15 protein-coding genes and 2 pseudogenes are annotated in these 11484 nt (G+C 38.3%); all 17 read right to left on the reverse strand.

The annotated features are described in order from the left end of the window. Positions 1–73: 73 nt before the first annotated feature. Complete coding sequence (locus FTT99_RS15595; protein WP_218954539.1) at positions 74–520, reverse strand: nuclear transport factor 2 family protein; 447 nt, start codon at positions 518–520, stop codon at positions 74–76. A gap of 28 nt (positions 521–548) precedes the next feature. Further along, entirely contained in the window at positions 549–1229 is a 681-nt protein-coding gene (locus FTT99_RS15600) for a DUF2939 domain-containing protein (RefSeq protein WP_180130312.1), read from the reverse strand. 238 nt (positions 1230–1467) lie between these two features. After that, positions 1468–1752, reverse strand: a pseudogene (locus tag FTT99_RS15605) (YegP family protein). Positions 1753–2024: 272 nt separating this feature from the next. Then, the gene (locus FTT99_RS15610; protein WP_180130310.1) at positions 2025–2387 is read right to left on the reverse strand and encodes a 5-carboxymethyl-2-hydroxymuconate Delta-isomerase; all 363 of its coding nucleotides are present in this window, start codon (positions 2385–2387) and stop codon (positions 2025–2027) included. A 162-nt stretch (positions 2388–2549) separates the two neighbouring features. Beyond that, positions 2550–2891 (reverse strand): zinc ribbon domain-containing protein YjdM, encoded by a 342-nt coding sequence (locus tag FTT99_RS15615; protein ID WP_180130308.1) that lies wholly within the window; start codon positions 2889–2891, stop codon positions 2550–2552. 156 nt (positions 2892–3047) lie between these two features. Then, positions 3048–3416 carry a DUF488 domain-containing protein gene (locus tag FTT99_RS15620; RefSeq protein WP_180130306.1) on the reverse strand — a complete coding sequence of 123 codons (369 nt, stop codon included), beginning with the start codon at positions 3414–3416 and terminating at the stop codon, positions 3048–3050. Positions 3417–3461: 45 nt separating this feature from the next. Beyond that, complete coding sequence (locus FTT99_RS15625) at positions 3462–3908, reverse strand: SRPBCC family protein (RefSeq protein WP_111884821.1); 447 nt, start codon at positions 3906–3908, stop codon at positions 3462–3464. A 329-nt stretch (positions 3909–4237) separates the two neighbouring features. Continuing rightward, positions 4238–4624, reverse strand: a complete 387-nt coding sequence (locus tag FTT99_RS15630; protein WP_078192319.1) for a ribonuclease E inhibitor RraB — start codon at positions 4622–4624, stop codon at positions 4238–4240. Positions 4625–4759: 135 nt separating this feature from the next. Then, positions 4760–5695: a hypothetical protein gene (locus FTT99_RS15635; protein ID WP_180130304.1), complete on the reverse strand. Its 936-nt coding sequence runs from the start codon at positions 5693–5695 to the stop codon at positions 4760–4762. Between the two features lie 497 nt (positions 5696–6192). Beyond that, positions 6193–6858 carry a pseudouridine synthase gene (locus tag FTT99_RS15640; RefSeq protein ID WP_111884818.1) on the reverse strand — a complete coding sequence of 222 codons (666 nt, stop codon included), beginning with the start codon at positions 6856–6858 and terminating at the stop codon, positions 6193–6195. Positions 6859–6943: 85 nt separating this feature from the next. After that, positions 6944–7402, reverse strand: coding sequence for a GIY-YIG nuclease family protein (locus FTT99_RS15645; RefSeq protein ID WP_180034547.1), 459 nt, complete (start codon positions 7400–7402; stop codon positions 6944–6946). Positions 7403–8836: 1434 nt separating this feature from the next. Further along, on the reverse strand, positions 8837–9094 hold the full coding sequence (locus FTT99_RS15650; protein ID WP_168378548.1) for a hypothetical protein: 258 nt from the start codon (positions 9092–9094) through the stop codon (positions 8837–8839). A gap of 105 nt (positions 9095–9199) precedes the next feature. Then, a complete protein-coding gene (locus FTT99_RS15655) occupies positions 9200–9409 on the reverse strand; it encodes a hypothetical protein (RefSeq protein ID WP_180101845.1) in 210 nt (69 codons plus the stop codon). A 217-nt stretch (positions 9410–9626) separates the two neighbouring features. Continuing rightward, a pseudogene (locus FTT99_RS16640) lies at positions 9627–9713 on the reverse strand (DUF2569 family protein); the annotation flags it as partial. Between the two features lie 178 nt (positions 9714–9891). Next, complete coding sequence (locus tag FTT99_RS15665) at positions 9892–10467, reverse strand: DUF4126 domain-containing protein (RefSeq protein ID WP_111884815.1); 576 nt, start codon at positions 10465–10467, stop codon at positions 9892–9894. A gap of 127 nt (positions 10468–10594) precedes the next feature. After that, positions 10595–10831 (reverse strand): hypothetical protein, encoded by a 237-nt coding sequence (locus tag FTT99_RS15670; RefSeq protein ID WP_143221616.1) that lies wholly within the window; start codon positions 10829–10831, stop codon positions 10595–10597. 558 nt (positions 10832–11389) lie between these two features. Then, positions 11390–11484 (reverse strand): transposase domain-containing protein (locus FTT99_RS15675; RefSeq protein ID WP_141192749.1); only part of this gene is annotated, 95 nt, incomplete at its 5' end.

Here is an 11484-nt window from a genome sequence, read left to right on the forward strand (position 1 = left end):
TTTCATGTAATGATTTGCAAAGAAAAAAAACAGAGCGACATGGCTCTGTTTTCATACTTTGTTTTGAGATGAATTAAAAGGTAATTACTTTACTTTGATGAGTCACAATATCCACTGGAACAGAAATATGTTGATGAACGATCTTCCATAGAGTCTGTGTTTTTTTCATCCCAATGGTGTTACGACACCATGAGATCCCTGGCGTCGGTATCCCACTCTTATCATCAATTTTGGAATAACAGTGCAGAAAGGCAATATCAGGTTCTGCATGGATGACCAGTTCCCGCCTAAACACTTTTAAACCTTCACGAAAATACTCTCTATAAAATTCCCACATTTTTTGATATGCCATTAAGCCGCGCATTTCACAACTGGCATCAAAAAAGTTCACATCTGCTGCGCAGGATTCAGCAATATTCTCAATTTTCAATTGGCAGATAACCTCATCCCAATTGGCTAAAAATTGCAGAATTTCGTCAGCGGCCTGTTGGTCACCGACTATTTTGATTTTATCTTGCATCTCAGGCACCTATTTCTTTTATTTTTTATCAAGCATTATTCTGTGAGGCGTTTGGAAGTTGAATTTCAACGATCTTCCAGCTCCAACCTCGGCGTTGCATACTAAATACGGTATATGTTGCTTCGCTAAGGCCTTGGAGCGGCACATACAGATCAAATCGATTCCAAGCACTATAGCTTGCTTTGGGTTCAAGGGACTGGCTTTGTTTTAAAGCGACAGTAGTTGGAGTTGCATCCTTTTTGGATGATGTTGATGTATGAGGTTGTTCTGCGACCTTATTTTCAGCATGAGTGAATAGTTCAATCCCTGAGCTAATCATGCTCGGATTGGTTAGTTGGGTTATTTCTGGTAATTGGATCGACTCTTTTAATGCTTTGCCTTGTAAAAGCAGCATGATACTGTTTGGATTGACCAGACTGTCGACCAGCGTTGCACTGAGGACTGTGCTGAGCTGCCCACCCCACGACTGAGCGAATTCGGGTAAATGCTGTAGCCCAGTTTTCTGTTGAATGAGGTCTTTAACTTGTGGTTCTAGACTCGATTTGACTGCGGCAAAATCGATATATTGAGCAATTTTTTCAGGTTGATTGTGCTCATAGGCTTGACGTATTTGGAACAGCACCCAATACGGAGACGCAATCATCCAACCAAAGACGATGATCAAGATCGCAATGAGCCCATAATACAAAATATGATTCTGCTTATTCATCGTTCACCACTCTAGCCAGTGAAGTTGTGGTACTTCCTTGTACCGTTAAATAAGCCTGATCTAGATTGAATAGCATCCAACCTAACAGCGCTTATCTGAGAACCATATAGCTTTTGATCTTGTGATTTTGACGAGCCTTCAGGTTTGTTCATCTCGCTTTGGCTGTCTTAATCAGGTTGTTTCAAATTTAAGCTGTTAATTCTCTAATTTGGGTATTCGCACCATGGCTTTTAACTGACTAAATGCGTTTATCGCGCGATTGCTCACTGGCATAAAATTGGCTGATCCCAATAATATGATGGTTTGCCGTTTTCAGATTGAAATATGGTTTACCATTATTAACATTCAGTCGTTCAAAGCGACTATCATCTGCACTGTTGTTTTGTACAGACTCAATCCCATTTTGTGATGATGCTTACACTTTATATAATTCACTCGTTAAAATGATTTCACCGTTCCATGCTTTTAATAGAAAACGAAACTGCTGATCATTAGACTGAGTGATCTCGTACCATCCCGACATATGTTACCCCGTCATTTTCATTTTTTAAGTATTATTCGATCAGGATTTATTATTGGAAATTGAACCTGATCTACAGAATATAAATGAACCCAGTCACATTTTTCAATGTCTTTTTTGATCAGTGTCAAGGCTTAAAATTTAATCACTAAGAAAATGATTTTCAATAAATAATTCCAATAAAAAATAATCCGACCGAAGTCGGATTTCATCATTCTTTCATCATGATGTATTTGTGAATAGAGGCGCATTACTCAACGCATTGAATAAAGGCCTTAAGGACTGAGGATCTGCTTTGAATACGTCGCTTTATTCATTTCTAATATTTCCACACAAAGTTGCACTTCTATTGCTGGAGCTGTGACATGTTGTTTCAACACGTCCAATAGTAACAATGAAATTTGCTTTTGCACTTCGACCGTTCTACCCATCAATAATGAAACTTTGGCATGCATATACGCATGTTGAGCATGTTCATCCAAACCCACAACAAAATCTTGCTGAGCGACAGCGCGGCTTTTAATATCATTGATGGCACTAACATGACCCGATTCAAATAAGGCAGTGTTTAGCGCTTTAAGTAAAGGACGAGCCTCAAGCTCAAGATTATTGGAATATTCCAAATGAATATGCGGCATAGTAAAGACTTTTCAAACCCGTAATGCGTCTATTATGCAGGCTGAAAAATAAAATCTATAGCGGATTAGTTATCTATTTCATCTTTAAGTAGACATCCTAAGCCAAGTGTGGCCTTCGCTTAGGATGATTGAAAGTTGCTTTGGAGCGAACAAAAACGAAACTTAAACTTTTTTCACGTATTCAGATTTGAGCTTTATTGCCCCGATACCATCAATTTTACAATCAATGTCATGACCATCTGTTGCATCGACTAAAAGACGGATATTTTTAACTTTGGTGCCCACTTTCACCACTGAGGATGAGCCTTTAATTTTAAGGTCTTTCACCACAGTAACCGTATCACCATCGGTCAATACATTGCCATTGGCATCTTTAATCAGCACCTGTTCATCTGCAGCGCTTTCGCCTTCACGCCATTCGTGTGAGCATTCAGGACAAATCAGTAAGTCACCATCATTATAGGTATATTCAGAATTACATTGGGGACAATTGGGTAAAGACATAAAAGACCTCAAAAAAAGATGGATGCAAAAATCCATAAAAACTTAATATAACATTTTTATGGATTTCATGAACTTAAAAACCATAAATATCGTATGGTTTAGTGAAGTTATGACGATGTAAATAACACAACGCCACAGTGCTAATCGGTTTAAATTTTAGATCTCTAATGAGGTGTTTAATATCAACGCTTTTAAGATATGCGCATGATTTTTATCCGTATGTTTGGCCGCTGTGAGTAAGGTCAGGGGCTCCTCTTTTTCCCATGCGCGCAGTTGTTCTAACTCGGCTTGATGGGGTTGTATTTCTTGCAAATAGCACTGTTTAAACTCGTCCCAACGAGAAGCCATTGCCTCATCTTGATGATACCAACGACGTAAATCTGTCGATGGAGTCAATGCCTTCGGCCACAAATCTAGCTCTGCGCTCACTTTACTGATACCACGCGGCCACAAGCGATCGACCAATATGCGTTTACCGTCATCTGGGCTTATCTCATCATAAATACGTTTAATGTGTACAGTCATTAAGCCCTCCTTCGCCTATTTGCAGTTTTTCGATCATTCGTCAGATTATTCATCCGGAATCGCTGGATTCACTAAAAAAGCCAGTAACTGTAAAGACTCCTGCCAACCCAAATAACAGGCATCAGGTGGAATAACGCTCGGCAACCCTGCCTGTACAATCGTCACTTCGGTTCCTACTGATACCGCTTTAAACTCAACAGTGACCTCGATTTCACCGGCCAACTCTGGCATATCAAATTGGTCTGTATAGTGCAGTAAATGATTGGGCACGACTTCATGATAATCACCATGGAAAGCGTGTGTGGTTCCCGTTGAAAAATTTTGAAACGACATGCGGTACGAGCCACCTACACGCACATCCGAATGCTCCACATGGGCCGTAAATCCATGCGGTGCCATCCATTTAACCAAAGCATCTGGCTCCACAAAGGCACGATAAACGCGCTCTACAGGCGCACTAAAAACACGATGTAATCGAACAGTATTGCTCATGATGATGTCCTTTTGTCATTGTTTTCACTGAATCATCCACATGCATTCACCCTCGCTTTATCGTCCATTTTTATCACACTGAAACGTTCTAAATGAGACAGCTTTGAGACGTGCGAGAAAGGTCATTGCTGTTCAATACTATAGTGAATCCTACAGATTGATCCCATCACTTTAACGCAATGCCGTGTTATGTTTTGTGAGCTGCATTCATATTAACTTGAATTTAAATTGTTTAAATATAAATACTTAACCCAATATTCCTACAATTTAAAAAATAAAAACCCAGTTGAATCACTGGGTTCTTGTTGCTAAAGATGCAATAGTGAGACTTAGCTCAATTGTGCTTCATCTTCATCCAGATCATCATCTTCGTAGATATAAGCCATACAACCCCAGCCGTCATATTCGCCCGAATGTTGTTCCGCAATTTTAATAAACCATTGCTCTAAATCAACGATATCTTCATAATCAGGTTCCATGTAGACATAGACCGTGATAATCCATTCCATGCGATCTGATTCTTCATCTTGGAACAACGAAATTTTTTGCTCTTCTTTCAATAAATACAATGCACACTGTTCAGCCTGCGCTTCGTTGGAAAAGGCAATTGAATATTCGATTTCGTGCGGCACAGATAGATCGTCTCCATCTTGCTGCATCTGCCACAGCACATTGCCATTATCATCATCTGGAAATTGTTTAAAATCACGAGTCATTGTACTTTCCCTTATCGTTTATGAATTTTATTCTGTTGACTTAGATTAACGGATAATTGTTGCAATTTGCATTAGCGAAATCTCTTTCATCATAAAAAAAGACCGCCGAAGCGATCTTTCTTATAACAATTCAAATTAAACCACAACGTCCATATTGGCCTGAGTTTCTTTGAAATGTAAAACCAAAGCTGCCATTTTCAATTCTTCTAAGCGTAATTGTAGATAACTGTCGAGTACCCGTGCCTGACTAAAATGTACACCATGCGCATTGAGCAAGGTGAAATCATCCGCCAAAGCCTGCAATAGCTCACCTAAGTTTTTGGTATTTAATTGGGCTAAATACAAATCAGCACGACTATTAAACACCAATGTAAATAATTGCATCGCAGCCAAACGACGTTCTTCATCAACATAATTACATTTTGCAGTCGATTGCTGCTCCATTGCATCAATCATTTTGCAACGTACCGCAGTCAAATTTTGCTTTGCCGCAGATTCATTCATGCCATCCATCAGCTGATCTAAAATACTCTGTAAAGGTAAAAAGAATGCTGACTGATAGCCCCGTATTTTGTTGTCCAAAGCACGGTTGATGTTTTCCAAATGCTGCTGATCCAGCGCTTGGCTATACAAACCCTTTAACTCGGCACGGGCTTGTTCCTGTATTTGTGATTTAGCTCTTTCTTGATATTTGCTCAAATACTGACGCACTTGTTCGATCTGTGCGCGAATATCATTCAACATGATATCGGCATTGGCTTTGGTGACTTCCACCAAACCATCAGCCTGTAAAGTTCGATACTTAACATATTGTTCAATCTCTACAATATGTTGATATTTTGCTACTTTATCGACTTGGATTTTGAGCCCACAGTTTTGAATACGTAATTGACTGATTGCATAATTCAATTCATCTTGCTGAGACTCTGTTTCAGCCAGTTTTAGCCGCGTACGGTCGAAGTTTTCTTGCAGTGAACGTAGGGTTTTATCATTTTTCAATTTGCGGTTATAAACAAAAAGGAGAGCCACAATTAATAGGATGATAAGGACGATTAAAGCAATATTGATCATTTGCCAATCCTCAAAATAAGCTTCAATAATTTAAGTTTATTCCCCAAAACAAACCTAAGTTACAAAAGTTAAAATCTATAATTCATTTCATATTAGCAGAACAAATGCAAAAAACCGTATTTATCTGACCAAATACACACTTGCACACAATTCAACTAAAATACTGTTTTAAATCAATTTAATAAAAAATTTTCATATTAAAAAATAATCAATCAATATTCTTTAGAAAATATAATAAAACTTTAGAAATGGTATTTATTTACTAAAAGAGACAAAGAAACTTAATATTAATCTTTGTAAATATTTCACACACTTTATAGAGATATTTAAATTATTTATATATCCCCAGAATTGGGGATATGTTGTACATCATTATTCATTTTTAAAGCAGAAAAATCTATTTAAGGCTGTAATTATTCTTAGCTTGCTAAGCTGCACAAAATTTTCAATGCAACATAGCAGATTTTAAGAACAATGAGCATTCACATGAATATGCTTTAAAATTCTGCTGCGCAATGAATATGAACAGCTTGTTGGGTTAAGGGCTGGGTAAATGCCAGATCGCAAGCATGTAACGCCATCCGTCCGAGTGAGCTTTGCTTTGCATTCGGGTGATACAGTTGATCCCCTGTAATGGGGTGCCCAATATGCATCATGTGTACACGTAGCTGATGAGAACGCCCTGTCACTGGCGTTAATAATACTCGGCTAATGTCTTTGCTTGCGTCATAGCTAATGGCTTGATACAAGGTTTTTGAAGGTTTTCCCAATTCAAAATGCACCATCTGTCGTGGGCGATTTTCCCAGTCCGTAATGAGGGGCACTTCAACACTGCCCTCACCTTCAAGTTTGCCCTGAACCAAAGCCACATATTGCTTTTGAACCGTTCGCGCTTGGAACATTTTACTCACCGCCACTTCTGCATCGCGGTGTTTCGCAAACATCAAAATGCCTGATGTTGCCATGTCTAAACGATGGGTAATCTTTGCCGCCGGATACTGTTGCAAAACTCGAAGATAGGCACTGTCATGATGCTCAGGCAAACGTCCCGGAACCGACAGCAATTCCGCTGGTTTTTCGATGACAACCAAGTCTGCATCTTCATACAAAATACGTAGAGGACCTTGAGGCGGCGCATAGACAAAGTTGGGATCTAAAGGCATGGACAGACTGTGTACTGGGAGAATGTCGGCAAAATAACAACTGACTAATTCGCTGTCAATCGACTTTAACCGATCAGGTCTAACCCTAACGATTATTGGTCCCCAATTTACCAAAGGCTGGTGCTAATGAATGAGACAAATCATCCTCCAGTAACTGTAAGATGCTTGCACTCGTGGTTAAAGGATACTGATGTAGTGTGATGCGATATTTGCCCTGAAACCACTGCGATAAATGCAAGGCATAGGTTCGTTTAGGCCCAAAACCTAAATGTTGTTTTAAACGATTCTTTATACCTGTCCGTGATGATCCGACATACAGAATGTGATTGGGTTGATTTAACTTGGCACAGGCATGGGTTTTCAATGCCTTAAATGCAGCATAGTCCTGATATGTCTGCTGTATATCGCCACCAACCTGCTCTATCACATAAATATAATGTGCGTGTAGAGCAAGATCATCAAAACTTGAAAACTCAAATATACGCTCAGCTTTAGTCTGCTGTGCCTGCAGACAATCCTGTATCAATTGATTCAGATAACCCATATCAAAATTATTTAAAATTTAGATAGTTAAGCATAACAACTTTGTGAAAAAGGACAATCCGAAGCTTAGATTAAGTTTGAGTTGTTCTGCGTGATATTCATTACATCAGCAATGATCAAAGTTTGTCTGGAATGAATGCGAAGTTTGGAATTTTGAAAAAGATGGAAGGATTTATTATTCGATTGAATTCTTAAAAATTTTTTAGGGTGTAAGAGAAAACAGTATTGTTTACTTCAACTATCATCACTTTGTAAGTCATGATCTTATAGCCTATAAACTTCTGGTTTATAGCGTCCTAAGCTGAATCGAGACCTTTTGGGTGAGTACTGTACACGTGTTTTGCACCACTGACAGCATACTACTCTTTTCAATCTCTATCACACCCTTGAGATATATAGTAGTGGTATCGATGAGGGATTGTTTCCCTGAAAATCACTGTTTTTGGCTTATTTTAAAAATATTTTTCACATTTAAAGATATATTGAAAATATTTTCTTCTTGCATCATGTTTTAGCATTTTTTCCATCTTATAAATGACTTTTCCCGAGAATTTTCGCCATAGCTTAGCACTCAAACCATCGGGATCATTTGAATTCTAGACAGGACTTTTAACCAATGAGAACTTGTATTGAAATGAGTTCTCCAACTAGATTAAGAGTCAATAATGCATACCACAGCGAGATTTGAAAATTGAGGTGTGCTTGAAAAAAGTAGCAAAAAGTACAGAGGCTATTCAATGCGATGAAAATGTGATGAAAATGAAATTCGTTCAGATTTAACACTTGGCTTAGGACTATTTTTACGGGAGATGCCTGATGATCTTTAAGCTTATGGTGATTAAACTGGTGTGGTTTGTTTTATGCGGATTAAAGGAGTAATGATTCATTATTCTTTTTTATTTTGGCTTAAATTTTTGGGGTGGTATAAGAGAAAACAATATTGTTTACTTCAACTATCATCACTTTGTAAGTCATGATCTTATAGCCTATAAACTTCTGGTTTATAGCGTCCTAAGCTGAATCGAGACCTTTTGGGTGAGTACTGTACGCGTGTTTTGCACCACTGACAGCATGCTACTCTTTTCAATCTCTATCACACCCTTGAGATATACTTTAACCAAAGAGGATCGGGATTAATTTCCTAAGTTTTTCTAATTTTCTACAAATTCAGCAAATTTTTTCAGCCATTTTAGGTTTAGCAGGATATTTTATCTTTTCAGCTCATTTCAGCATTTTTTATCTGCAGATTTACCCAATTATAAGAAAATTTTCTTTTACAACAGACAAAACGTCCAAGCACAGCGTCAAATTTAAAAATATATCGCCGCTGAACATTCATCCCTTAACTTCATACAAAACTCCGCCCTTTGAGTAGACATCTAAGCCTATCCATGTTCTGCAGATATTAGGGTTGATCTTTTCAACGTGGTGTTGGTCAATGAGCTAAATAACTTTGCACCCACTGTGCGCTAAACCACCAACCACTACATGCTGCCATACCACAGAGTAAATTGGCCAGAATTTTATTCATTCGGCTGAGGTCTGATGCATATATTTTGAGATTGATCAAATAAGCAATCACAGCATATACCAGTCCAATCGCACCACCAATGATGATCAGGATCAAAGGCCATGCTGCATAGGCATGTGCCTGTGCTGGATATTTTGTAGAACGGATGGTTTCTGTGGTCATGCTGCATATCCTATAAATAACGCGATTACCTGTTTTAGTTAGCAATTTCTGCGCCATTTTTCTTGGATATACAGCGTTATTTCAAGGTTAATGCATGTTGAATTTCTAGCTTTGACTACAGCATTTATCGCAACCAACAACTTTTTCTGTTGGCCAGCTCATACGTGCACGCTTATAAGCGAGTTCGAAATTGGCAAAATAACCAATCAATATTTGCTGGTCAAATTGCGGCATATCTACGCATCCTTGCGTGCCATTGTGAATTAAATGTGAGCCATTCGATAAGGCATTTTCATCGACTATAAATTTAATCATCTACCATTCCCCTCTTTATTTTTTATAAAATTCAAAAGATTAATAAATCCATATAAAAATTATGTGATTTATAATCACATATTAAAATTATGCCTTTATTGTTCAAAAATCAATCGAATTTAAAGATTTTTTTAGGCGTCTCTTGGATGACTTAAACGCATAATGATGTGCTCTTTTAGGACGGATAGGTGCGATTGCTCGATTGCATTTTTTGCGCTTAAGCCAAGTGCTTGGAATGTTGAGTAAAGGTATTTTTCACTCGAACTGACATCAACAAATACGGCGTCCAAATCAGACAACCGAAAGTACTGTCTCTAACTGTATGATGGTCTGTGTATCAGTAGCGCTTCTTATAATTTTTATAATCTTTATCAAACTTTGCTAATACTCAGTTTCTGATTTTTAATTTTATATTTATTAAACAAAACGCAGATCACCCACTCTAAAAGATGGATTCATTTTAGAGTGAAATATTGATTGGTTTATAAAGGGGTATCGACCTGTACAGTTCGTTTTTGGCGTATGCGGCGAACCAACCAGATCACGATTGCAATCACTAAGATCACCACGAAAAATGGGACTAAAAAGGCCAATACTGACAAGACTGCAGCACCAATCCATTCCCCTGTAGATAAGATTGGATTTGCAACACCACCTGTGGTTGCGGTAGATACGCCACGTGCAGCGACGGTACTCATTTGCACTGCTGTTGCTGTACCACCACCCACGATAATTGCTGCCGCCCAACTGGCAAACTGTGACATTTCACCTGAGCTTACTGCCATTGTAGCGATGGTCCCTGCAATCATGGCTGCAGGTGTTGAAATGGTGTCGAGGGCATTATCTACCCAAGGAATATAGTATGCGGCGATTTCACAAACCGTCGCAATTGCTAAGCCAATACAAACCGCAGGCATAGACAACCATTCGAATCCTTTCATTGGTTCGAATAATCCTAAAATGGAAGCAACACTCATCACCAATAAAGGTACAAAGACACGGAAGCCACAGGCAGCACTTAAGCCAATACCAATACACAGTCCTAATATTGTTTCCATGGGCTTCTCCGAACAGTTAAATGTGCAATTTGTTTTTATTTATGCTGTGTTATACGTTATCAAAAAGCCCTATCGAGTGATAGGGCTTTTCTTTCTAAACAGCGGATAACTGTTAGTGTTTTGCAGCTTAGGCATTCTTATTGTTAAATTGATTGCCTTGGCATTTGGTACACGGTGGTAAACGATCAGTACCAATTTCTAAGTAGACGCGGTGTCCGCATTGAACACAAAAATAGAAGCCTGTTCCGGGTTTTTGACCAGCAGTAACCATTTTTGTTCTCCATGTGTTTTTAGAAATGGTAGATTCAGTATAACCCTCTTGTGATGAATGTCTATTGGTCATTTCGACAATTGATAATGGCATTTAGGCAAAGCATAATTTCGAATGGAAATTTTGGTGGGTTTACAGCGATTTGCTGAGCCAATTATCCATTTGCAGTAAAGTCTTCTGGCATCTGCACCAAAACTTTAAAAAAGCTGATCAAATGGGACTGGTTTTTAACTCAGTATCACGCCATCGGTTTTTGTTTATCTGTTATTGCATATCTTTCAACTAGCCTGTTATTCGTATTTACTGCTTTTTTCTTTTAGCACTACATTCAATTGAGACATAATAAAAGTAGCTGATTTAAATTTATAATCAGCTTCAACTATTGTTTAAAGAAAGGGCTAAACTATACTTAGTGCAACCTTTATTTTTATGTGTTATGTGAAATTTACCAAGCATAAAAAACCGCCTTTTAAAAAGCTAAAAGGCGGCTCCAAACATCACACTACTGCATTGTTTTTTGTATATTACACACTTACCAATTACTACTCGAAACAGGACAAAGGTAAGTCCACTTCATTGGCCCTACATATACAAGGTAGCGCTTAACTTTAAGAAACTTTGTAAGCGTCCGCTGAACCCCATGCCTATTTTTTAATTTGAGTTGGATTTCCAGCGATGTGGCAGTAATTCTTCAATCTGAGTCACTTTATGTGTCGGCAACCTTTTCAGCACATCACTTAAATAGG

The sequence above is a fragment of the Acinetobacter sp. YH12040 genome (genome assembly GCF_013420005.1).
GTDB lineage: Bacteria > Pseudomonadota > Gammaproteobacteria > Pseudomonadales > Moraxellaceae > Acinetobacter > Acinetobacter amyesii.